Origin of the sequence: Rhodococcus sp. IEGM 1354 (assembly GCF_030056855.1) — a bacterium.
Taxonomy (GTDB): domain Bacteria; phylum Actinomycetota; class Actinomycetes; order Mycobacteriales; family Mycobacteriaceae; genus Rhodococcoides.
On record NZ_JASHKT010000002.1, the window covers coordinates 456048 to 479985 of the forward strand.

The window sequence follows — 23938 nt, forward strand, 5'->3', positions numbered from 1 at the left end:
GAGAGAACCTTCGTGGCCGATTCGTTCGTTCATCTGCACAACCACACCGAATATTCGATGCTCGACGGTGCCGCCAAGATCGGGGCCATGTTCGCCGAGGCGGCGCGGTTGGAGATGACGGCGGTCGGCATGACCGACCACGGCAACATGTACGGAGCCAGCGAGTTCTACAACGAGGCCAAGAAGGCCGGCATCAAGCCGATCATCGGTATCGAGGCCTACATCGCTCCCGAATCCCGATTCAACAAGAAGCGCGTGCTGTGGGGCGATCGAAGCCAGAAGTCCGACGACGTCTCCGGTAGCGGTGCGTACACGCACATGACGATGGTGGCGGAGAACGCGACCGGCGTTCGCAACCTGTTCAAGCTGTCCTCGCTCGCGTCCATCGAGGGTCAGCTCGGCAAGTGGGCCCGCATGGACGAGGAGATCATCGCTCACCACGCCGAGGGCATCATCGCCACCACCGGATGCCCGTCCGGTGAGGTTCAGACGCGCCTACGTCTCGGCCAGGACCGTGAAGCCCTCGAGGCCGCGGCCAAGTGGCAGGAGATCTGGGGCCCGGACAACTTCTTCCTCGAGTTGATGGACCACGGTCTGTCCATCGAGCGGCGAGTCCGAGAGGGCCTGCTCGACATCGGCAAGAAGCTGTCCATTCCGCCGTTGGCCACCAACGACTGCCACTACGTCACCAAGGACGCCGCCGAGAACCACGAGGCTCTGCTGTGCATCCAGACCGGTAAGACGCTCAGCGATCCCACGCGCTTCAAGTTCGACGGCGACGGCTACTACCTCAAATCCGCTGCCGAGATGCGTGCCCTCTGGGACGACGAGGTACCCGGTGCCTGCGACAGCACGCTCCTCATCGCCGAGCGAGTCCAGCCCTACGACGAGGTGTGGGCACACCGCGACCGGATGCCGATCTTCCCGGTTCCCGAGGGCTACACGCAGGGAACGTGGCTGCGGCACGAGGTCATGACCGGACTCGAACGTCGGTTCCCCGACGGTCCGGCCGAGGATTACCTCGCGCGTGCTGAGTACGAGATCAAGGTGATTCTGGAGATGGGCTTCCCGGCCTACTTCCTCGTGGTCGGCGACCTGATCAACCACGCGAAAGCCGTCGGCATCCGAGTCGGACCGGGCCGTGGTTCCGCCGCCGGATCCCTGGTTGCCTACGCCATGGGCATCACCAACATCGATCCGCTCCCGCACGGGCTGCTCTTCGAGCGATTCCTCAACCCCGAGCGCGTCTCGATGCCCGATATCGATATCGACTTCGACGATCGTCGTCGCGGTGAGATGGTGCGCTACGCCACGGAGAAGTGGGGCAGCGACCGGGTCGCGCAGGTCATCACCTTCGGCACCATCAAGACCAAGGCCGCCATCAAGGACTCCGCACGTGTGCAGTTCGGCCAGCCCGGTTTCGGCATCGCCGATCAGATCACCAAGGCATTGCCGCCGCCCATCATGGCCAAGGACATCTCGGTGGCCGGCATCACCGATCCGTCGCACGAGCGCTACAAGGAGGCCGTCGAGGTCCGAGCGCTCATCGACTCCAACCCTGACGTGGCCACGATCTACAAGACGGCCAAGGGCCTCGAAGGCCTGATCCGCAACGCGGGCGTACACGCCTGCGCGGTCATCATGTCCTCGGAGCCGCTCACCGACGCCATCCCGGTGTGGAAGCGCGCCCAGGACGGCGCGATCATCACCGGCTGGGACTACCCGTCGTGCGAGGCCATCGGCCTGCTGAAGATGGACTTCCTCGGTCTGCGAAACCTCACGGTCATCGGCGACGCGATCGACAACATCAAGGCCAACCGCGGCATCGACATCGATCTCGACGCGTTGCCGCTCGACGATCCGGCGACCTTCGAATTGCTTTCTCGCGGAGACACTCTCGGTGTTTTCCAGCTCGACGGCAGCGCGATGCGAGACCTGCTGCGCCGCATGCAGCCCACCGGTTTCGAGGACATCGTCGCCGTGCTGGCGCTGTACCGCCCGGGTCCGATGGGCATGAACTCGCACAACGACTACGCCGACCGCAAGAACGGGCGGCAGGAGGTCAAGCCGATTCACCCCGAGCTCGAAGAGCCGCTCAAGGTGATTCTCGGCGAGACGTACGGCCTGGTGGTCTACCAGGAGCAGATCATGCAGCTCGCGCAGAAGGTCGCCGGGTACACCCTGGGCCAGGCCGACCTGCTGCGTCGTGCCATGGGAAAGAAGAAGCTCTCCGAGCTGGAAAAGGCGTACGCCGGATTCCGGCAGGGCATGTTGGACAACGGCTTCTCCGAGGCCGCCATCAAAGCGCTGTGGGACACCGTGCTCCCGTTCGCCGGCTACGCGTTCAACAAATCGCACTCGGCCGGATACGGCCTGGTCTCGTACTGGACGGCGTACCTCAAGGCCAACTACCCGGCCGAGTACATGGCCGGCCTGCTCACCAGTGTCGGTGACGACAAGGACAAGGCCGCGATCTACCTGGCCGACTGCCGCAAGCTCGGCATCACGGTGCTGCCGCCGGACGTCAACGAATCCGAGCTCAACTTCGCATCGGTGGGCAAAGACATCCGGTTCGGTCTCGGCGCGGTGCGCAACGTGGGCACGAACGTGGTCGCATCGATCATCAGAGCGCGGTCGGAGAAGTCCAAGTACACGGATTTCTCGGACTACCTCGGCAAGATCGACGCGATCGCGTGCAGCAAGAAGGTCACCGAATCTCTCATCAAGGCAGGCGCTTTCGACTCTCTCGATCATCCGCGCAAGGGTCTGATGTTGATCCATGCCGATGCGATCGATGCGGTGATGGGCACCAAGAAGGCCGAGGCGATCGGACAGTTCGATCTGTTCGGCGGTGAGGACGCCGACGAGTCCATTTCCTCGGTGTTCAACGTCCGCGTGCCGGACGAGGAGTGGGAGTCCAAGCACCGGCTGGCCCTCGAGCGCGAGATGCTCGGTCTCTACGTCTCCGGCCACCCGCTCCTGGGCGTCGAGCACATGTTGGCCGCGAAGTCCGACTGCAACATCCCGACCATTCTCGAAGGGGACATCAAGGACGGCACTCAGGTCACCGTCGGCGGAATTCTGGCCTCGGTGAACCGGCGGATCAACAAGAACGGTCTGACGTGGGCGTCGGCTCAGCTCGAGGACCTCGCCGGCGGCATCGAGGTGCTGTTCTTCCCGCAGGCCTACTCGGTGTTCGGTGCCGACGTCACCGAGGACTCGGTGGTGCTCGTCAAGGGTCGCGTGTCGGTGCGTGACGACCGGGTGTCGTTGATCGCGAACGATCTTGCGGTGCCGGATCTTTCGGCGATCGGTATCGACAAGCCGCTCGCGGTGAGTTTGCCGACGCGGCTGTGCACGGCAGACAAGGTCGGCGCGCTCAAGCGGGTGTTGATCAGCCACCCAGGGACCTCGGACGTCCATCTACGTTTGGTCAGTGGCGACAAGATCACCACGATGAAGCTCGACGACAGTCTGCGGGTGACGCCGACGTCGGCGCTGATGGGAGACCTGAAGGCGCTACTGGGACCCGGCTGCCTGACGGGGTGAGCCGGTCCGGGCGGGGTGGACCTCGGTCAATCGGAGAGTCCACCACGCGGCGATTGCGACTGCCGCGCCGCCGAGGACGGCTGCCTGCAGTGATCCGACCAGCGCGAGGGTGGCGACGAACACGACGAGCCCGATCGCCAATGACTCGAGCTTGTACAGAGGCCATTCGACTCCGGCGACATCGACCGTGCGAAGAACGGGGACAGTTCGACGGCTCACCTGGTTGCTCGTGTAGGTCATCGCGTCCTCCTCGGGTGCGCCCGTCCGGTTCGACGATTCGGGCGTCCGGCGGGTGAAGTTCAGACTATACCTACGCAAAGATTCGGTCCACCGAACTCACGGTTCCGACCTGCGACGATCGAGATTCGGTGGCGTCTCGGCGGTCGTGGGTGTTGACTGAAACCATGCCATTGACAGGAGAATACGAACCGAGTTCATCCGACTGGGCCCGCAAGCAGGCCGAGCTGTACGAGAACTCGGGCGGGACCGAAGGCACGACGATGAACGGGATGCCGGTCGTGCTGCTGACCACCAAGGGAAACAAGAGCGGGAAGCTGCGCAAGTCACCGTTGATGCGGGTGGAACACGAGGGGGAGTACGCCATCGTGGCCTCCCTCGGCGGTGCGCCGAAGCATCCCGTCTGGTACTTCAACGTCAAGGCCGAGCCGCTGGTGGAGTTGCAGGACGGACCCGAAAAGCACGATTACGTCGCTCGGGAGGTAACCGGCGACGAGAAGGCCGTGTGGTGGGAGCGTTCGGTCGCGGTCTACCCCGATTACGCGGATTACCAGAAGAAGACCGACCGGGAGATCCCGGTGTTCGTCCTCGCTCGCGCCTGAGCGCGATCGGCCTGCCCGTGGAACGGTCCCGAGTGGGTGACCGTTCCACGCTGGTGGCAGCATGTGCTGGTGTCTTCATCACCTGAGCTCGCCTCCCAGCGCCCTTCGTCGGTAGCCGTCACCGCGGCCGACATCGATGCAGCTGCGATGCGAATTTCCTCGGTGGTCGCCGCGACACCCCTGCAGTTGTGCGAGCGCCTGTCGGCAGAGACCGGAGCGACGGTCTACCTCAAACGTGAAGATCTGCAGATCGTCCGCTCGTACAAGATTCGCGGTGCCTACAACCTGATGGATCAGCTGACCGATGCCGAGCGCAGCGTCGGCGTGGTCACGGCGAGTGCCGGGAACCACGCGCAGGGGGTGGCATTCGCCTGTCGGTCCATGCAGGTGCGAGGTCGGATCTACGTGCCGGCCAACACCCCCAAGCAGAAGCGTGACCGAATCAGGGTGCACGGAGGCGACTTCGTGGAGCTCATCGTCATCGGCGACACGTTCGACGCGGCAGCTGCGGCGGCCGCCGCGGATGTGGCCCGTACCGGGGCCACCATGGTCCCGCCGTTCGACGATCCACGAACGGTGGCGGGCCAAGGGACGATCGCCAAGGAAATCGTCGATCAGCTCGGTGGCGCACCCGATGTGGTGGTGATGCCCGTCGGCGGGGGCGGCTGCATCGCGGGTATCTCGAGCTACCTGCGTGAGCGCGCTCCGCAGACATCGTTGGTCGGCGTCGAACCATCCGGTGCTGCGTCGATGACCGCTGCGTTGATCGCCGGTGAGCCGGTGACGCTGTCGGATATAGATCCGTTCGTCGACGGGGCTGCGGTCCGGCGCATCGGCGATGTTCCGTACTCGGCGCTGCGGTCGTTGGGCGCGACGGTGGTGTCCCATGCATCGTTGCCCCTGATCACCGCGCCGGTGTTCGAAAGCTCCGGCCCCGGTGCGTTCCTGATCACCCAGATAGACGAGGGCGCGGTCTGTACCGCAATGCTCGAGCTGTACCAGAACGAAGGGGTCATCGCCGAGCCCGCAGGCGCTTTGGCGGTCGCCGCGCTCGAGCACCTCGACATCGCACCGGGAAGCACCGTCGTGTGCTTGGTGTCCGGGGGAAACAACGACGTCTCACGGTACGGCGAGATTCTCGAACGATCGCTCGTCCACCTCGGCCTCAAGCACTACTTCCTCGTGGACTTTCCGCAGGAGCCCGGCGCGCTGCGTCGTTTTCTCGACGAGGTACTCGGACCCGAGGACGACATCACCTTGTTCGAGTACGTCAAGCGAAACAACCGGGAGACCGGTGCCGCGCTCGTCGGCATCCAACTCGGTGCGGCGCACGGCCTTTCGGCCCTCCTCGAACGTATGCGGTCCTCGCACCTTCAGGTGGAGCAGCTGGAGCCGGGTTCGCCGGTCTACCGCTACTTGACCTGAGTCACCGACCCAGCAGGCGGTCGACCACCCGCTTGTGCAGTTCGGGGTCGACGGCGGGCAGGTCGAGGACGGCTCCGAGGTATATCCCGTCGCCGACGAGTCGGATGATCTCGGCCTGCACCGGATCGTCGATCTCGGTGCGTAAGCCCTCGTCCCACTGCTGCATCATGTCCGTGACGGCGTCTTGCACCTCGCCGGAGTTTCCGTCGACGCTGCGCAGTGCCGCCAGCGTGGAGCGGTAGAGCGCGATTTCCTTCTCCGAAATGCAATCGGGTGGTTGCAGATACCACTCCGCCACGGAGGTGCCACCTGCGCCGGCGTCGGCTCGCTGCTGATCGGCCTGAACCGCAAGCCGCCGGACCATGGCAGCGACCAGTGCGTCCTTGGTCTTGAAGTGGTACAGCAAGCCGCCCTTCGATACCCCGGCGGCGGCAGCGACGCTGTCCAGGGTCACTTTGGTCATGCCGTGTTCGAGGAGCAGCGTCTCGAGCGAATCCAGAATTCGGTCGCGTGTGTCAGATGACATGAAATTCACTTTACCGGCTGGACGGTTCGAGGTAGTCTTCGGAGCTGTACCGGCTGGACGGTTGGTATCGAGGATGTGCCCGGTCGCGGACCGGGCGGGCGAAATGGAGTCATGGTGAGCGACGTGCGGACCGGTGCGGTGCACGAGATCGACGGCGGATCGGCCTCCAGGGCCACCGCGCGCGACTGGCTCGGGTTGGTGGTGCTCGCGTTTGCCGTACTTCTCATCGCGGTCGATGGAACCGTGCTCGATCTCGCCCTGCCGTTCATCAGCGCCGATCTGGCACCGTCGAGCAATCAGCTGCTGTGGATCATCGACGTGTACTCGTTCGTACTGGCCGGCTTGCTCATCACGATGGGCACGCTCGGTGACCGGATCGGTCGGCGTCGCTTACTGCTGATCGGAGCCGCGGGCTTCGGAATCGCCTCACTCGTTGCGGCGGTCTCGACCAGCCCGGAGATGCTCATCGCGGCGCGAGTTCTGCAGGGTATCTCCGGCGCGACCTTGATGCCCGCCACTCTCGGCCTGATTCGCACGATCTTCCTCGATCCGCGCCAACGGGTGACCGCTATCGGCGTCTGGGGCGCGATGGCGGGCGGCGGCGCGGCCGCCGGTCCGCTCGTGGGCGGGTGGTTGCTCGAGCACTTCTGGTGGGGTTCGGTGTTTCTCATCAACATTCCCGTCATGATTGCGCTGATCGCGCTGGGGCCGTTGGTCATTCCCGAGTCCAAGGATCCGAACCCGGGCCGTTTCGACCTACCCAGCTCGGCGTTGTCGATGCTCGCTATCGTTCCGATCGTGTTCGCGGTCAAGGAGATCGCAGCGCACGGCCTTCACCCGACCTACGTGGTCTCCGCCGTCGTCGGCATGATCGCCGGTGTGGTGTTCGTGCGGCGGCAGCGAATTCTGGACGCCCCGATGATCGACATCCGGCTGTTCGCCAACCGTGCCTTCTCGACGGGTGTGGCGACGAACTTCCTGTCCGTGTTCGCACTCGCCGGCGTGCTGTTCTTCGGTTCGCAGTACCTGCAGCTCGTCCTGGGCAACAGCCCGCTCGAAGCCGGACTGCTGTTGCTGCCGGGCACGGCCGCCAGCATCGTGACCTCATTGCTCGCGGCGGTTCTGGTTCGGTACTTCACCGCAGGCACGGTCCTCGGCGCAGGCATGATCGCTGCCGCTGCGGGCGCGGGCATCCTGGTCGGTCTCGGTACCGACACCAGCCCGGCGTTGTTCATCGCCGGATTCGTCCTGGTGGGTGCCGGCGTCGGCTTCGCGCTCACTCTGACGTCCGACCTGGTGGTCAGCGCCGTCGAACCCGAACGAGCCGGGGCTGCGTCCGCGGTGTCGGAAACCGCGTACGAGCTGGGCATCGCGTTGGGAGTGGCGATCCTCGGCACGGTCGTCATGGCCATCTTCCGACGCGGGATCGACACCTCGCAGCTCACACCCGAGCTCGGTGCCAGAGCAGCCGAAACGCTCGGCGGCGCAGACGCGGTGGCCCGTGAACTACCGGACTCGGTGGCGACGGTCCTCCTGGACTCCGCGCATGCCGCGTTCGTCTCGGGCATGCACGTTGCGGCCGTCGCCACCGCGGTGGTCCTTGCGGTCACCGCCGTATTCGTGCTGGTGAACCTACGGGTTCGTCAGGATTCGAGCACCGCGAAGGAGTGACCGGGAACCGTGGTGGCAGACCCGGTGTCGTTCGAGGTCGTCGGCTCCCACTCGAGCAGTGTGGAGCCGCCGACCGGCACCGTCACCGCGGACTCGGACAGATTGCACACCACGCTCACGCGGCCGCGGCGAATCGCGATCCACTGGGCGTCCTCGTCGTACTCGACCTTCACGTGGTCGAGCCACGGGTCGGTCAATTCGGTCCGCGCGCGGCGCAGGGCCAATAGGTCTCGATAGACGGCCAGCAGTCGGGCATGGTCGCCGTCGCCCAGTTCCGACCAATTCAATTTCGATCGCGTGAACGTCTCGGGATCCTGTGGGTCGGGGATGTCGCTCTTGTCCCACCCGTGTGCGGCGAACTCGGCTTTGCGTCCTTCCGCCGTGGCCTTGCCGAGCTCGGGTTCGGGGTGCGAGGTGAAGAACTGGAACGGAGTCGACGCTCCCCATTCCTCGCCCATGAACAGCATCGGAGTGTAGGGCGAAGTGAGTACCAGCGCTGCCTTGATCGCGAGCTGCCCGGGGGAGAGGTAGAAGCCGGGGCGATCTCCGATCGCACGGTTGCCGACCTGATCATGGGTGGTCGTGTAGGCCACCAGAGAGCTGGCGGGAATGCGGCGGGTGTCCAATGGTCGCCCGTGGATTCGGCCGCGGAAGCTGGAGTACGTTCCGGCATGAAAGAAGCCCTGCCGCAACGTGTTCGCCAGGCCCTGCAACGACCCGAAGTCGCCGTAGTAGCCCTGCCGTTCGCCGGAGACCGCAGCATGGATCGCGTGGTGAATGTCGTCGTCCCACTGTGCGTCGAGTCCGTAGCCGCCACCCGACCGCGCCGTGATCAGCGACGGATCGTTCAGGTCGCTCTCGGCGATCAGGGTCAGAGGACGGCCGAGATGCGCTGACAGGGTGCGCGTTTCGATCGAGAGCTGCTCGAGGAGATGCACCGCCGTGTGGTCGACGATGGCGTGCACCGCGTCGAGACGCAACGCGTCGATGTGGAACTCGGAGAACCAGCGCAACGCGTTGTCCAGGGCGTAGCGCCGCACCTCGCCCGAGTCTGCATCGGCATAGTTGATCGCCTGGCCCCAGCTGTTGGCCCCTTCGGTCATGTAGGGACCGAAGCGTTCCAGGTAGTTGCCGGACGGGCCGAGATGGTTGTAGACGACGTCGAGAACCACACCGATCCCGCGGCCGTGGCATGCATCGACCAAGCGCTGCAACCCTTCCGGGCCACCGTAGGCCTCGTGCACGGTGTACCAGAGGACGCCGTCGTAGCCCCAGTTGTGCACGCCGTTGAATCCGTTGACCGGCATGATCTCGACGAAGGACACGCCGAGGTCGACGAGGTGATCGAGCTTGTCGATCGCCGCGTCGAACGTTCCCTCGCGAGTGAAGGTGCCGATGTGGAGTTCGTAGATCGACGATCCGGGGAGTTGACGACCGGTCCATGCGGAATCGGTCCACAACGACGGATCGACCTCGAACACCTGGGACAATTCGTGCACACCATCGGGTTGCCGAGGCGAGCGTGGATCCGGCAGCGCCTTCTCGGCGTCGTCGAGGAGAAATCCGTAGCGGCTGTCCGCGGCGGCAGCCACCTCCACTCGCCACCAGCCGTCGGAGGATCGCGTCATGTCGTGGACGGAGTCGTCCAGTTGCAGCCGCACCTTCTCGGGGGACGGTGCCCACACGGAAAATTCGCGTGACGGCGCGGGAGATGTCGTGCTCGAGGATGTAGTGGTCGAGGATGTCATCGTGCTGACTCTCCTTCGTTGTCGCGCACCAGAAGTGCAACCGGCAGTGAGGCGAACAGCTCGGCGACCGCAACGGTCCCGCTGTGTTCGGCGTCGGTAATGGGATCGCGCCAACGACCGTCGGGCAGCGTCACGCTCGTCTCGCCCCACCCTGTCTCGGCCACGCCGAGGGACAGCCTCGTGGCCAGTGCAACCACATCGGAGTTGCCGGGCAACGGACCTCGGGCAAATCCGACGACATGCTCGGCCGCGGCCCCGTCCGCGACGATCGGCGTGTAACTACCGCCGACGAAGCTCTCAGGCCGTTCGCGTCGTACCGTCAGCGCGGAACGAACCACGGCCAATTTCGCAGCACCGGTGTCGACCGACGGCACTGATCCGTTCAGTCCGGCCAGAACGGACCGGCGTACCGAGTAGTCGACGGGCCTGCGGTTGTCGGGGTCGACGAGCGAGTCCTCCCACAACTCGGTGCCCTGATACACATCCGGGATTCCGGGGCCGACGAGGGTGAGCAACTTCTGCCCGAGTGCGTCGGAACGTCCATGCGGCGAGAGCTTTTCGACGAGCATCGTCATCGAACGCGCCACCGGGCCGTCCATGATCGCGTCGAGCCACGTGTGTACGGCAGTCTCGAACTCTTCGTCCGGATCGGTCCACGTGGTGCGGAGAGAGGCCTCGCGGATGGCTTTCTCGGCGTAGGCGTGTACCCGTTCGCGCAGAGTCGAGGTGACCACCCCGTCGACCGGCCAAACGCCGAACACGTTCTGCCACAGGAACATTCCCGTGGTGCCGTCGGGGCTCGGGGTCAGCTCCTCCCAATCGGCGATCGACCGGGCCCACAACTCCGGCGTCTGCGAGAGCACGCCTATACGCGCCCGGACGTCCTCACCGCGTTTGGTGTCGTGCGTGGACAGTGTCGTCATCGCGGCGGGCCAGCGCTTCGCGCGGTCGGCGTTCTTCAGATGGAAGTACGCTGGGCTGCAACCGAACCGAGCGGGATCGCCGCCGACTTCCTGCAGCGAGATCAACCGGTTGGCGCGGTAGAACAGGCAGTCCTCGACGCCCTTGGCCGTGACGGCACCGCACACCTGATCGAAACGCACGGGGGATTCGGTACCGGCGATCAAGGCGGTTGTCAGAGCGTCGAGACCGCCGGCCAATTCCGGCTGCTCTTCACCGATGGCGGCAACGACACCCGGAAGCACACCGGCCAGCGGGGCGTAGTCGGTGCGGTATACCGGAACTGCGGCAACGACGGCGACGATGGCGTCGATCACCGATTCGAGCTCGATGGAGGTACCCGATTCACGAACCACGGCGCGGGCGAGGCGTCGCACCTCGGGGGACAGGTCGCCGCGCGCGACAGCGGTCTTGAGGTCGAGTTCCGTCTCGTGCAACGTCTCGTCGTCGTAGGCGATGCCGGAGCGTACCTGGGACAGTGCGGTCAGTGCCGGTGCCCCTTCCGGGTCGACGAATATCCCGCCCACGGCCGCCAACGCGTCGTACCCTGTCGTGCCGTCGACGGGGAGCGACTCGTCCAACGGTTCGCCGTCGGCCAGGATCTTCTCGATCACCAGCCAGCGATCGGGACCGAGCAGCCCGCGTAGTTCGGTCAGATATCCGGCGGGATCGGCCAAGCCGTCGGGGTGGTCGACGCGTAACCCGTCGATCAGCCCGTCCTCGATCCAGCTCGCCACCTGGCGATGTGAGTCGGTGAAGACGTCGAGGTCTTCCTGGCGGACACCGGCCAGGCCGTTCACCGAGAAGAAGCGGCGGTAACCGATCAACCCGGCGGACCAACTGACGAGGCGGTAGGCCTGACGGTCGTGCACGGCCTGGGCGTCGTCGCCGTCGGTGCCGTCGGCGATGGGGAAGCGGTGCTCGTAGAACGCCAGCAGCGGCTCGTCCTCGGAGCGGTCGACGGTGAGCTCGGCGACGTCGCCGGCGCTGCCGAGCACAGGGATGGCGATCTTGCCGTCCACACCGTTGTCGGCTGCGAAGTCGATGTCGAAGTAGGTGGCGAACTCCGAGTCACGACCGCGCCGCAGAACGTCCCACCACCACGCGTTCTGTCGTGGATCCTCCACCCCGACGTGGTTGGGAACGATGTCGACGATGATCCCCATGCCCACCTCGGCAGCCCGAGAGTGCAAGCGGGCCAATGCGTCTCGCCCGCCGAGGGCGGCGGAGACGCTCGAGGTGTCGGTGACGTCGTACCCGTGCGTCGAACCGTCGGTCGCGGTCAGTATCGGTGAGAGATAGAGATGGCTCACTCCGAGGTCGTGCAGGTAGTCGACCACGTCGGCGGCGTCGGCCAGGGTGAAGGCATCGCCGCGCAGTTGTAACCGGTATGTGCTGGTGGGCAGCGGCATGAGTCAGGCAGTCTTTCGTAGAACGAGTAGGGATCGAGCGGTGACCTCCACCGGTGTACCCGCTTCTATCGATTTCTCACCCGCTCCCGTGCGCGCTGCCGTATCCAGGGCGACGGTCCATTCCTTGGCGTAATTTCCGTCTGGGGTGACGAATTCGATCGTCTCGTGATGTGCGTTGAAGCACAACAGGAACGAGTCGTCGACCACCCGCTCCCCGCGCTGATTCGGCTCGGGGATACCTTCGCCGTTGAGGAACACGGTGAGCGATTTGCCGAAACCGCTGTCCCAGTCCTCGGGCGTCATCTCCTCGCCGGCGGGGGTGAGCCAGGCGATGTCACGTGCCTGTTCGCCCGACCGGATGGGCCTGCCCTCGAAGAATCGGCGACGGCGAAACACCGGGTGCTCGGCGCGCAGCGCAATTGCGTTGCGGGTGAACTCGATCAGGTCGGCGTTGGTCTCGGCCAGGGACCAGTCCATCCACGCCAGTTCCGAATCCTGGCAGTAGACGTTGTTGTTGCCCTGCTGAGTTCGGCCGAGTTCGTCGCCGTGCGCAATCATCGGGGTGCCCTGACTGAGCAGCAGGGTGGCCATGATGTTGCGAATCTGGCGGGCACGCAGATCGAGGATCTCGGGATCGTCGGTGGGGCCCTCGACGCCACAGTTCCACGACCGGTTGTGGCTCTCGCCGTCGTTGTTGTCCTCGCCGTTGGCGTCGTTGTGCTTGTCGTTGTACGAGACCAGGTCGTTGAGGGTGAAGCCGTCGTGCGCGATGACGAAGTTGATGCTGGCACCGGGGCGACGGCCGGTCGCCTCGTAGAGATCCGAGGATCCGGTCAGGCGGGACGCGAACTCGCCCAGCGTTGCGGGCTCACCACGCCAGTAGTCGCGAACGGTGTCGCGGTACTTGCCGTTCCATTCGGTCCACAGACCGGGGAAGTTGCCCACCTGGTATCCGCCCTCGCCGACATCCCACGGCTCGGCGATCAGCTTCACCTGGCTGACGATCGGATCCTGTTGCACCAGATCGAAGAACGCGCTCAGCCGATCGACGTCGTGTAGTTCACGAGCCAGGGTGGATGCGAGGTCGAACCTGAATCCGTCGACGTGCATCTCGGTGACCCAGTAGCGCAGCGAGTCCATGATGAGCTGCAACGTGTGCGGGTGTCGTGCATTGAGACTGTTGCCGGTCCCGGTGTAGTCCATGTAGTGCTCGAGGTCGCCGTCGACCAGTCGGTAGTACGCGGCATTGTCGATGCCGCGAAAGCTGATGGTGGGACCCATGTGGTTTCCCTCGGCGGTGTGGTTGTAGACCACGTCGAGGATCACCTCGATGCCGGCGGCGTGGAACGAACGGACCATTGCCTTGAATTCGGTGACCGCAGCACCGGGCGACTGATGCGAGGAATACTCCGCATGAGGCGCGAGGAATCCGAAGGTGTTGTAGCCCCAGTAGTTTCGCAGTCCTTTGTCCAGGAGTACCTGGTCCTGCATGAACTGGTGTACCGGCATCAGCTCGATCGCGGTGACGCCCAGATGCTGCAGATGCTCGATGACGACCGGATGTGCCAGACCTGCGTAGGTGCCGCGCTCGGCCTCGGGGATGTCCGGGTGGGTGATCGTCATGCCCTTGACGTGGGCCTCGTAGATCACGGTCTCGTGGTACGGCCTCTTCGGTGCGCGGTCGGCCTGCCAGTCGAAGAAGGGGTTGATGACCACGGTGGTCATGGTGTGTCCCAGCGAATCGTGCTGGGGGAAATCGTTGTTCGGTTCGTCGTCGTGGGCAACCGGTGCCTCGTCGACGATCTCGCCCTCTGGATCGGCGAGGTCTGCCGCGTCCTCGAACCGGTCCTCGGCGTCGAGCGGATCCGCGGCTGCGGAGTCCGCGGACTCCACGGGTTCGGGCTCGGCGGCCGGGATGTCGATGTTGTAGGAGAAGAGCGATCGGTCCCCGTCGAACGACCCCTCGAATGCTTTGCCGTAAGGATCGACCAACAACTTGCTGGGATCACAACGATGTCCGGCAGCGGGATCCCACGGCCCGTGGACGCGGTAGCCGTAGCGCTGTCCTGGCACCACCGTGGGCAGGTACGCGTGCCACACGTAGCCGTCGGACTCCTCGAAACGAATACGAGTTTCGGTGCCGTCCTCGGCGATCAGGCACAGGTCCACGGCCTCGGCGACCTCGGAGAACAAGGCGAAGTTGGTTCCTGCTCCGTCGTAGGTCGCTCCCAGTGGATAGGGGGATCCCGGCCATACGGCGATGGCGGGCGTGTCGTCGGAGGCGTCGTGCAGCATGGATCAACCCTACTGTGACCGGTGGGGCCAGGCTTACCGAGCGCGAGCCGCTCCGCTCACGGTCCGGCCCACCAGCCGGTCGCAGATCCGAGCTGCCGGCCGAGCTCGGTGGTCAGGGTTCGCACGTAGGTGGCGGTCAGATGATGCTCGTCGCGATAGATCAGTACGTTCCCCTGCTCGACGCGACAGACGGTGTCGTCGCACACCGCGTCCGAGAGGTCGAGGGCGGAGAATCCGCTCAGCTGGAACGAGGACGCCAGAGCGGGGTTGACCGAGTCGAGCGCCTCGTCTCGCGGGATGCCGCACGAGGTGGCCGAGCCGCCGTCGGCCAGGCAGTCGATGGCTCGATACGCGAGCCACGGGGTGTCCCTGATGCCGAGGACGCCGACACCGTCTGCGATCAACTGCTGCCAGACCGAGACGTACCAGGGTGGGGTGAAGTCACCGGGGAAGTCGTCGCGGGGTCGGGTGGCCGTCGTGAACACGTATTCCGGTTGCATCGACGCGACGTCGTCGAGCACGGTTTGGGTCCAGTCCAGGCAATCCGGGTACTCGTTCTGCCCGAGCATCGGCATCGTGTCCAGGCTGAGAGGGCACCCCATCTTGACGAACGTGACCACCTTGAAGCCGTGCTGCCGGCCCAGAGTGTCGAGAGCCGTCACCCAGTGCTCCGCGTGTGAACTCCCTGCCAGCACGATCGTTCGGGCCGCGTCGACGTCGCCGTACGTGCACGACAGGGCGTCGCGAGTCTCGAAATCCGCGATGCAGCCCTCGAGGGTGGTGACGGGAAGATCCTCGGGAGCGGAGTACAGGGGAGGCGTCATCTCGGCCGGTTCGACGCGAATACCGTCGGTCAGTTCCAGCGCCCCCGGGTGCGTGGCTTCGTCGACCGATTGATCGGCCTGCACGGCCGAGATCGATCGTTCGATGTAGGCGTTCCAGCCGACCGAGCTCGCTGTCACCGCGACGGCCGCAACGAGGGCGGTGGCCGTGACTGCGATGCGCCCGGGAGTGAGGGTGGTGGCCTGCGTGGGACGCTCCACGAAGCGGACGGTGAGCCACGCGAGTGCGACCGATGCACCGACGATGCCGAGTCCGCCGGGTATGTCCGCGTGGGACCTGCCGGTGGCCGACAGGTAGAAGATCAACAGCGGCCAGTGCCACAGGTACAACGGAAACGCGATCGAGCCGACCCAGGCGAAGAACCGGTTGGACAACGTCGCGCCGACCACGGTGTTCGAGCCTGCGACGATCAGCGCCACAGTGGCCAGTACCGGAATCAGCGCCAATGGACCGGGGAACGCGGTCACGCCGTCCACCACGAATCCGCAGCCGACGATGACGAACATCGCACAGGCTGCGAGCACGCCCCGTGCGGTCGTTCCCACCCGACTCGCGCGGGCGTCGGCCCCGGTGTTTCTGCCGGCGAGTGCCGCGAACGTGGCCGCGATGGCGGCGCCCAGCATGATCTCCCAGAGCCGCGCGCCCGTGTCGTAGTAGTTCCACGCCTGATGGCGTCGAGCACCGTCCGCTGCATACACGAACGACAACACCGCGATGACGGCAAAGATCACGGCGAAGGTCTGTGGTCGCAGACTTCGCGGTCCCTCCGGTCGCACCGAGCGTCGAATCCACGCGAGACCGAACACGACGGCAATTGCCAGCAGATAGAACTGGAATTGCACCGCGACGGACCAGAGGTGCTGAACCGGGCTCACCGAGGGGTCGGCCGCCAGGTAATCGTTGGCCGTTGTCGCCAACTGCCAGTTCACGTAGAAGAAAACGCCGGAGACGAGTTGGTCGCCCACGTCGGCCAAGCGGGTCCTCGGCAGCAGGAACACCGACGCGGCCGCTACCGCCAACAGGGTGATCGCGAGTGGCGGTCCGAGTCTGCGGAGCACGCGGACCACGCGGGTGATCGGGTTCAGGCTTGCACCGGCCTCGGCCGATCGGAGCAGTGAAGCGGTGAAGAAGAAGCCGGACAGGGTGAGGAAGACGTCGACTCCGCCCGACACCCGGCCCATCCAGATGTGGAACACGACCACGAGGGCGATGGCGACACCACGCAGGCCGTTCAGATCGTGACGCTGTGCCGGTCTCGGCGCGACGGGAGTCGACACCGAACTCGGGGCCGCGGAATCGGTTGCCGATTCGTGATCGGTGTCGCTCGGATGTACCTGCATGAAAGGGGAATGGCTCCGGCTGTCGATCGACCACTGGTCGGGCGGTCACGGTCGGTGGTGTTCGTCTCGAAAGCTGCTCGGCAGACGACGAGGTTCGTCGCAGACAAGAAGACGTTCTGGGCAAACAATACGTGTACGCGCGGTGACGCACTGTTCGGAGTCCGTACTGCGGTGCCGGTCCCAGCTCGTCGCCGGTTTCTCACAGTGGGTCTCACCGGTCTCGCCGCAGGTCGGTCCTGCACATCCCACGGTCGGCCGGCACCGAGGACAGCGCGGCGACAAGTGCTGCGGGATCGTCCACGTACAAGCCGATGGACGTCGCGGTGCCGTCGACCCGCCACCGACGCAGGGGTGCGGGTACGACGAATGTGGTGCGTGTCGACAACGTGATGTCGACATTCGTGCCGTCCTGATTCGGTAACACGGCTCGGTCGTCGCGGACGGCGGGAGCCACCACGCCGAACCGGCGATGGAGTCGGGCCGAGACGATCGCCGATCTCTCGACCGTGGCGACGACCTCGCCGGAGCTGCGCAGGACGAGTGCTTCGGGCGTCAGGACATGGGGGTGCACCCGGCCGACGGCTGCGGCCGAGGCCAGCAGAACGATCGATACGACCGAGAGCGCACCGAGCACGATATCGAGCCACAGCCACGGCACCAGGAGATGCACGACGACGATTTCGACGACCGAGGCCACACCGAACATCAACGGCATCGCACCCGTTCCGCGCACCGCGGTGAACTCGGCAGAGTCGGCCGCGATCGGTGCGTGGCGGCCGCGTGCCCACAACAGCAGTGCGTGCCATCTGCCGACTCGGGCACCCCGATCCGGGGTCACTGTGATGTTCCTGCCGGATGCTCACCGTCGAGCAGGCGGGCCGTGGTGCGGAGGACGACGGCGCGTTGGGCCACGTCGGGAACGATGTCCTCGATGTCGAGGAACCCGGTCGAGTCGCTCCCGAGCGCAGCGGACTCGGGCATCTGAGCGAAAGACTCTACATCGAGTACGGACACCAACTCGTCGGCCAACGCGTCGATGTCGTCCTCGGATTCGGCGACGCTTCGGCCCTCGAGGGCACCGAAGCGTCGTAGCAACACCAGGTATCTCCGACGTAGGTCGTGATCGCCGAGCGCGGCGGACATCGTCTCGAAGAATGCTGCCGGGACGCGGCCCGAAATTGCCATCACTTCGAGTAGATCGCGTTCGCGGATCAGCGCGGGCCGGTCCCGTTCGTCCGCTGCGTCGAGCAAGGACCCGAACGTCGCGGCCACATCTCGTGGGAGCGCGGTCAGAGGACGCCGTTCGACGGCGTCGTCGAGCAACGCCGACAAGCGACTGTGCTTGTGTGCCAATGCCGTCTGCTCGGTCTCGATGCCCGCCAGCAGGGCTCGTAGGTCCGCGACCGCGTCGGGCTCGTCCGTCGCGATTCCGTCGAGCACTGCCGCTATCGCGCCCAGCGGCATTCCGCACTCGGCCAACCAGCGGATTCGCATCAGCCGAACGACGTCGTCGATCGTGTACTCGCGGTAGCCGTTGGACAGTCGCCGAGGCTCGGAGAGCAAGCCGAGTCGGTGGTAGTGGCGCACCGTCCGCGGGGTCGTTCCGGCGGCATCGGCGAGGGATCCGATTCTCATACGTCCAGTGTGAACATTGACGTAGCGTCAAGGTCAAGACCGATCGCTGGATACTGTTCGGGTCCCCACGACGGCGTATCGTCGGTGTGTCGTGTGAATCGATGTGGCTCGCACCGTTCGAGGAAGTGAACCGGACAATCATGGTCGACGCCGATCGTTGGTATCGGGAGATGTTCGAAGCGAGCACGGTGGGAATGGCACTCGCCGACGAACACGGACTGCTGTTACTCGCGAACGAGGCGTATGCCGCCATCGTGGGTTGCCCCAGGGACCGACTCCGAGGCCGATCCTCCCGTGAATTCACCCACCCCGACGACCTGGACCAGCACGCGGCGATGCAACAGATGATGGACGACGCCGAGGCTCGTGGTGAATCGGTGCACGTCGAGAAGCGATACCTGCACCCCGACGGCACGGTGCGGTGGGGTTGGGTGTCGGCCAGTGAGGTCCCCGGCCCGGACGGCCGACGATGGACCATGGCGGTGGTACACGACGTCACCGACCGGCGGCGGTTGGAGGACGACCTACGGGAGGCTGCGCTGACCGATCCCCTGACCGGGCTGCTCAATCGGCGCGGATGGCGAGATCGGTTGTCTCAGTTGACGACCCCGCGCGGAGTCGACGTGTCGCTGGCCATGGCGATGATCGATTTCGATCGCTTCAAGTCGTTCAACGACAAGTACGGACACGGCCGCGGCGATCGTCTGTTGGTCCAGTTCTCCACTGCTGCAATGCAATTGCTTGCAGGACGAGCGTATGTCGCCAGGTGGGGCGGGGAGGAATTCGCCATCGCGATGCCCGATACCGGGTCGACGACGATGGCAACCGTGCTGACCGAACTCGCAGCCGTCGTTCCGGACGAGCAAACATTCTCCGCCGGTTACACGACTCTGCGGCCGGGGGAATCGCTCTACGACTGTTTCGACCGAGCCGACCTACTGCTGTACAGAGCGAAGAGAGACGGAGGGGCGCGATCTCTCGGAGACCGTTTCATCACCCCGCCGCAGTGACGATCCTCAGGATGCCAAGCGACCGAATCCGACTACGCCCGAGTCGGATTCGTAATTCAGGGTGTGGACCCTGATCTTGCTGGCTTCGTTTCCGCCCACGGTGACGGCCTCGCTGCCGTCGACAGCCACGATGACGTTGGTGTGTTGGCCGACCCAACTGCTGTTGTCGTACAACACCACATCACCCACCGACGGCGTGTAGTTGCCGACGGTCTCGAATCGTCCCTGTTGCTGGTAGTACTCCTGCAGCGTGTAGACGCCGGGAATGCGCCACGAACCCGAGTTGGGATTCGACAACGGCAGGCCCGCTTCCTTCATGATCCAGCTGACGAAGTCGGCGCACCAGGCCTCGTCCACGCCCTCCGCATAGAAGGTTCCCGGACGCTGCTTCTCGTGCTCGACTCGCAGGAGGTCCACCACACGGGCCTGATCGACTGTCAACTCGGAGCTGTTCACCTCGGGGAACGGTTCGGTGTCCCAGGGTAGATAGCGACTCGGGGCCAGCCACAGAACACCGACGGCCACGACGACGATCACCGCGGTGACCGCTGCGGTCCACAGGGGCCAGCGTCGCCGCGTGCGGGTATCGGTGTCGATGCTCATGCCCACACGGTAGCGCGTGAGCGAACACCGGTTGGCACAATAGCTGTGTGACCCATTCGCACGAGCAGTCGGTCGACTCCGTTCCGCAACCCATCGTGGACGCCGCACGAGCGGCATCGCGCATCGTCGTTCTGACCGGCGCGGGCATGTCGGCCGAATCCGGAATTGCAACGTTTCGCGACGCCCGGACCGGTCTGTGGCAGGACTTCGATCCGAAGGATCTCGCCAGTCCCGAGGGCTGGCTCGCCGACAGCGATCTCGTGTGGGGTTGGTACCGGTGGCGCGCTGCACTCGTGCGTCGTTCCGAACCCAATGCCGGCCACCGCGCGTTGGCGCAATGGCAGCAGCACGCGCAGGTCGACATCGCGACCCAGAACGTCGACGATCTGCACGAACGAGCCGGATCCGCTGTGCTCGCACACGTGCACGGAAGTCTCTTCGAGCCGTACTGCAGCGAGTGCGGTGTACGTGCGGAACTCGACGACACCGACGTTCTGGGCAACGACAACATGGACGACGACAATCTGATCGACGCAGATCAGCGGGTTCCGCCGCCGGACTGTCCCCGGTGCGGCGGAGTCATCCGGCCCGGGGCCGTGTGGTTCGGCGAATCGCTGCCCGAACAGGCGTGGGAAGCAGCCGAGAACGCCGTGCGCGCCGCGGATCTGGTGCTCGTGGTCGGTACGTCGGGCGTGGTGTACCCGTTCGCCGGATTGCCCGCCGTCGCACGCAGTGCGGGCGCAACCGTGGTCGAGATCAATCCGGTCGAGACCGAGGTATCCGACATGGCCGACCACCGATGGCGCACAACGGCAGCACTGGGACTTCCCCTTCTGGTCGCGCAATTGTGAACGGACGGGCGGCACGCGAACTACCCTGATCGCACCATCGACTTCGAGGAGGCCGAGATGGCGGAGTACTGGTTGCTCGTGTGCGCCCTCGCGTGTTCGTCCGTCGGTGCGTGGTGGGCAACATCGGATCCGACATCCCGACGCGTTCGCCGAATCGAATTTCTCGCCTGGATCCTCGGCATCGTCGGCGCGGTCACCCTGGCCGATCAGCTGGGGGCGTCCAGGCCGTGGTCCACTGCTGCACTGGTAGTCGGAATCATGGTTCTGGTCCTCGGCCTCCCCGCCCTCGTGGCCACAGTGATCAGGAATCGGAAACCGCTCGGGATTCCAGCGCAGAGGTAGCTGCGGCAGACCTGCCCTAGGGACGCAGCCTGCGCAGCAGCAGGAGTGACACGCCCCCGAGAAGCCCGGCAACCACCAACGACAACGCCGACTCGATCGCCTGGAACCGCCAGAACGATCTGTCCTCGTGATAGCGCGTCTCGTAGGCCTCGGCACCCTGATCCCGAATGCATTGAATCTCGATGTTGCGACGTTCCACGCTCTGGCGGTCGGAGTACTCCTCGTACTCGGCGACCGTCTCGAATTCGCTCAGATCCCTGTAGTTCTGGGTCCAATTGCAGTCCATCAAGTCGACGGACACCGGACTGCCGTTGCTGTCGACGTAGTCCGCAGAGAATTCCCATCGTGGGAACAAGCTGATCGAGTCGCCCGGCCTGTAGTAGTCTGGAGTGCCGCCGTACATGTCGTCGACCTTCTGCTCCACCGATACCCGTTCTACCTGGGGAGTCGCATAGTGCTCGCGCAGCTGCGTCGGCAGCAGCGCAAGGACGGCTGTCGAGACGATGACCGTCGTGATCATCGCAGCGATCGTGTTCCGCATCGCGAGTGCGCATGCCGAACCGACCATCAATCCGACGGCCGTGTACGCGCCTGCGACGAATCCCGTGGCCCCGAACACGGGAAAGTCCAACCGCGATCCGCTCGACCCCGCGAACGACATCGCGAAGGAATCGGGTGCAGTGTTGTACTTGGCTGCGAACAACACGCAACCGAGCACCGTCATCGCCCCGACGATCGGTGTGAACACGACCAGAATGCGCACGCTGTACCAGCGGCGTCTGCTCACGGATTGACTCAGGCCGAGTACGTGGGTGCGACGTTCGAGATCGCGGGAGAAGACGGTCACTCCGATGAATGCACCGAGGACGACGGGTAAGACGATCGTCGTGAGTATCGCTATCGTCTGCACGGTCCCGACGGTGCAGTCGGACGAATCGAACGATCGGCAACTCTGCAGATACGGTGACGGAATCACACCGCCGCCGATCACCGTGACGGCAATCGTGATCGCAGCCAACAGCAGTGGCGTCAACACCCCGAACAGGATTGTCGCGCGAAATTGTCTCCAAGTCACCCAGATCATCAGGTGGTCTCCGTTCCGAGGTGGGCGAGTACGACGTCGTCGAGGGTGGCGTTCTCGACTGTCCACCCCGGTGGTGTCGTTCTCGGTTGTTTGCCCTGTACGACGAATGTTGTTGCCCCGGAACCGAACACTTCGGACACGATGGTGCCGTCCTCGACCGTCGGGTCGGCGTCGGAGCTGCCGACGAGAAGGTAGTGGTCGGCGGTGATGGCGTCGAGGTCCCCGTCGAGTCGCATTCGCCCACCGCGTAGTAACAACAGCCGGTCGGCGACGTCGACGAGCTCGGACAGCACGTGTGAGGACAGCACGATCGTCGTACCGTTCTCGGCTGCATCGCGCATCAGGGTGCGTGCCACCGCCCTGCGAGCGACCGGATCGAGATCGGCGAGCGGCTCGTCGAGCAGCAGTACTTCGGGTCGACGCCCGAGTGCCAGTGCGAGGGCAATCCGCGTGCGGTGGCCGGGGGAGAGGGACTCGACCCGAGCGGAGGTGGCGATTCCGGCGGCGTCGACGATTTCCTTTGCGTACGCATCGTCCCACTGCGAGTTGGTGTTTCGGCCGAATCGCAACAGTTCGGCGACGGTGAAGTGTGGGTAGAGGGGCTTGTGCTGCGCCAGATACGACAGGCCGGGCGAGATTCCGCGTTGGGTCACGCTTTCACCCAGAACCCGAATGGTTCCGCTGTCCGGTGTCAGCAGGCCGACGGCCAGCGACAGCAGCGTCGACTTTCCGGCGCCGTTGGAGCCGACCAACGCTGTGACGCTTCCTCTTTCGACTGCGAACGAGCATCCGTCGAGGACGGTCTTCCTGCGAAACGATTTGGCCACCTCGTCCATGGTGAGCACCGCGTCGGTCATGTGTCGTCTCTTTCGGTTCGGTCGAATTGCTTGTCGAGGGCGGCGGTGACGATGGCCTCGAGGTCGGGTCGGTCCAGTCCTGCGGCCGTGCAGTGTCGGATCCAGCGGTCGAGTTCGGTTTCGAGCGCCGATCGTTCGGCCATGCCGGGTTTTGCCAGCGAGGCGACGACGAACGTCCCGGAACCGGTCCGAGGTTGAACCAGCCCGTCGCGTTCGAGTTCTCGGTACGCCTTGAGGACGGTGTTCGGGTTGATGGCGAGGGCCGTGACCACTTCTTTTGCTGTCGGTAGTCGGTCACCGACGGTGAGTGTTCCCAGTCTCAGGGCCTGTTTGGTCTGCAGTATCAGTTGGACATAGGTGGGAATGCCGGACTGACGATCGATACGGTAGGCGATCACCAGAAGCCTTTCACTAGTTGATTAGTGCAAGACGTCAATACGTACCCCTCGGTTTGTCCATGCTCTGTTCGGATCTCGATATTCGGAGGGTGATCAGCGCGGTGACAGTGGCTGCGCGGGAACGAGTCGTAGCGTTCTACGACATGACACCCGACACCGAAACGATCGACCAATTCTTCGCTCGCTACACCGCCTGCTTGTCGGCCGGTGATCTGGACGGGCTGGCCGATATCTACAACTACCCGGCGTTGGCCGTCACGGCTGGGGGATGCGCCGCCATCTCCGACCCGCAGCAGACCCGAGACTTCTTCGCCCAGGGCCAGTCCTACTATCGCTCGCGTGGAATCGAGGGCGTTCGCGCACGTGACATCGTCACCGAGATCGAGACGCCCGGTGTGTGGGTCGGGCATCTGCTGTTGGAGAACCTCGACGCCGACGGCTCGCCCGTGGGAACCGAGCGCAACGCCTACCAGGTGGTGACGTCGGCAGACGGCACGCGAAGAATTGCAGTGACAACGCCGCTCGACGCGGGGTAGTGGGCAATCGGCAC

General features: G+C 64.8%; 20 protein-coding genes. 8 read left to right on the forward strand and 12 right to left on the reverse strand.

The annotated features are described in order from the left end of the window. Positions 1-12 precede the first annotated feature (12 nt). Positions 13-3549 carry a DNA polymerase III subunit alpha gene (gene dnaE / locus QM588_RS06630; RefSeq protein WP_283312261.1) on the forward strand — a complete coding sequence of 1179 codons (3537 nt, stop codon included), beginning with the start codon at positions 13-15 and terminating at the stop codon, positions 3547-3549. Here the strand turns inward: dnaE and QM588_RS06635 are convergent. Next, positions 3520-3789 carry a hypothetical protein gene (locus QM588_RS06635; RefSeq protein ID WP_283312262.1) on the reverse strand — a complete coding sequence of 90 codons (270 nt, stop codon included), beginning with the start codon at positions 3787-3789 and terminating at the stop codon, positions 3520-3522. The genes dnaE and QM588_RS06635 overlap by 30 nt on opposite strands. 164 nt (positions 3790-3953) lie before the next feature. Here QM588_RS06635 and QM588_RS06640 point away from each other — a divergent pair, with 164 nt between their 5' ends. Further along, complete coding sequence (locus QM588_RS06640) at positions 3954-4388, forward strand: nitroreductase family deazaflavin-dependent oxidoreductase (protein ID WP_283312264.1); 435 nt, start codon at positions 3954-3956, stop codon at positions 4386-4388. Positions 4389-4457: 69 nt separating this feature from the next. Continuing rightward, the gene (ilvA, locus tag QM588_RS06645) at positions 4458-5813 is read left to right on the forward strand and encodes a threonine ammonia-lyase IlvA (RefSeq protein WP_283312265.1); all 1356 of its coding nucleotides are present in this window, start codon (positions 4458-4460) and stop codon (positions 5811-5813) included. 1 nt (position 5814) lies between these two features. Here ilvA and QM588_RS06650 read toward each other — a convergent pair whose 3' ends face one another. Continuing rightward, positions 5815-6339 carry a TetR/AcrR family transcriptional regulator gene (locus tag QM588_RS06650; RefSeq protein ID WP_027497323.1) on the reverse strand — a complete coding sequence of 175 codons (525 nt, stop codon included), beginning with the start codon at positions 6337-6339 and terminating at the stop codon, positions 5815-5817. A gap of 114 nt (positions 6340-6453) precedes the next feature. On the opposite strand from QM588_RS06650, the gene QM588_RS06655 reads away from it, so the two are divergent. After that, on the forward strand, positions 6454-8010 hold the full coding sequence (locus QM588_RS06655; protein WP_283312266.1) for an MFS transporter: 1557 nt from the start codon (positions 6454-6456) through the stop codon (positions 8008-8010). Here the strand turns inward: QM588_RS06655 and treZ are convergent. The 6 genes from treZ to QM588_RS06685 form a co-directional block, all read right to left on the reverse strand. Then, complete coding sequence (gene treZ, locus QM588_RS06660; protein ID WP_283312267.1) at positions 7983-9758, reverse strand: malto-oligosyltrehalose trehalohydrolase; 1776 nt, start codon at positions 9756-9758, stop codon at positions 7983-7985. The genes QM588_RS06655 and treZ overlap by 28 nt on opposite strands. Beyond that, the gene (treY, locus tag QM588_RS06665) at positions 9755-12130 is read right to left on the reverse strand and encodes a malto-oligosyltrehalose synthase (RefSeq protein WP_283312269.1); all 2376 of its coding nucleotides are present in this window, start codon (positions 12128-12130) and stop codon (positions 9755-9757) included. Before treY ends, treZ begins: the two co-directional genes overlap by 4 nt. Before the next feature lie 3 nt (positions 12131-12133). Then, entirely contained in the window at positions 12134-14425 is a 2292-nt protein-coding gene (glgX, locus tag QM588_RS06670) for a glycogen debranching protein GlgX (protein WP_283312270.1), read from the reverse strand. Positions 14426-14481: 56 nt separating this feature from the next. Further along, a complete protein-coding gene (locus tag QM588_RS06675; RefSeq protein ID WP_283312271.1) occupies positions 14482-16608 on the reverse strand; it encodes an acyltransferase family protein in 2127 nt (708 codons plus the stop codon). Positions 16609-16819: 211 nt separating this feature from the next. Continuing rightward, positions 16820-17446, reverse strand: a complete 627-nt coding sequence (locus QM588_RS06680; RefSeq protein WP_283312272.1) for a hypothetical protein — start codon at positions 17444-17446, stop codon at positions 16820-16822. Further along, entirely contained in the window at positions 17443-18243 is an 801-nt protein-coding gene (locus tag QM588_RS06685) for a MerR family transcriptional regulator (RefSeq protein WP_283312273.1), read from the reverse strand. Before QM588_RS06685 ends, QM588_RS06680 begins: the two co-directional genes overlap by 4 nt. A gap of 125 nt (positions 18244-18368) precedes the next feature. On the opposite strand from QM588_RS06685, the gene QM588_RS06690 reads away from it, so the two are divergent. Further along, positions 18369-19253, forward strand: coding sequence for a sensor domain-containing diguanylate cyclase (locus QM588_RS06690; RefSeq protein ID WP_283312274.1), 885 nt, complete (start codon positions 18369-18371; stop codon positions 19251-19253). 6 nt (positions 19254-19259) lie between these two features. Here QM588_RS06690 and QM588_RS06695 read toward each other — a convergent pair whose 3' ends face one another. Then, positions 19260-19856 carry a CHAP domain-containing protein gene (locus QM588_RS06695; protein ID WP_283312275.1) on the reverse strand — a complete coding sequence of 199 codons (597 nt, stop codon included), beginning with the start codon at positions 19854-19856 and terminating at the stop codon, positions 19260-19262. A 146-nt stretch (positions 19857-20002) separates the two neighbouring features. Between QM588_RS06695 and QM588_RS06700 the strand changes: the two genes are divergently transcribed. After that, the gene (locus QM588_RS06700) at positions 20003-20707 is read left to right on the forward strand and encodes an SIR2 family NAD-dependent protein deacylase (protein WP_442972881.1); all 705 of its coding nucleotides are present in this window, start codon (positions 20003-20005) and stop codon (positions 20705-20707) included. Between the two features lie 57 nt (positions 20708-20764). Continuing rightward, on the forward strand, positions 20765-21049 hold the full coding sequence (locus QM588_RS06705; RefSeq protein ID WP_283312277.1) for a hypothetical protein: 285 nt from the start codon (positions 20765-20767) through the stop codon (positions 21047-21049). A gap of 16 nt (positions 21050-21065) precedes the next feature. Here the strand turns inward: QM588_RS06705 and QM588_RS06710 are convergent, their stop codons facing one another. From QM588_RS06710 to QM588_RS06720, 3 genes are read right to left on the reverse strand one after another with little or no spacing between them, the layout of a single operon-like run. Further along, complete coding sequence (locus QM588_RS06710; protein ID WP_283312278.1) at positions 21066-22133, reverse strand: ABC transporter permease; 1068 nt, start codon at positions 22131-22133, stop codon at positions 21066-21068. Further along, positions 22133-22990 (reverse strand): ABC transporter ATP-binding protein, encoded by an 858-nt coding sequence (locus tag QM588_RS06715; protein WP_283312280.1) that lies wholly within the window; start codon positions 22988-22990, stop codon positions 22133-22135. The genes QM588_RS06710 and QM588_RS06715 overlap by 1 nt, the downstream gene beginning before the upstream one ends. Beyond that, a complete protein-coding gene (locus QM588_RS06720; protein ID WP_283312281.1) occupies positions 22987-23388 on the reverse strand; it encodes a GntR family transcriptional regulator in 402 nt (133 codons plus the stop codon). Before QM588_RS06720 ends, QM588_RS06715 begins: the two co-directional genes overlap by 4 nt. A gap of 143 nt (positions 23389-23531) precedes the next feature. Here QM588_RS06720 and QM588_RS06725 point away from each other — a divergent pair, with 143 nt between their 5' ends. After that, entirely contained in the window at positions 23532-23924 is a 393-nt protein-coding gene (locus QM588_RS06725) for a hypothetical protein (RefSeq protein ID WP_283312282.1), read from the forward strand. Positions 23925-23938 lie beyond the last annotated feature (14 nt).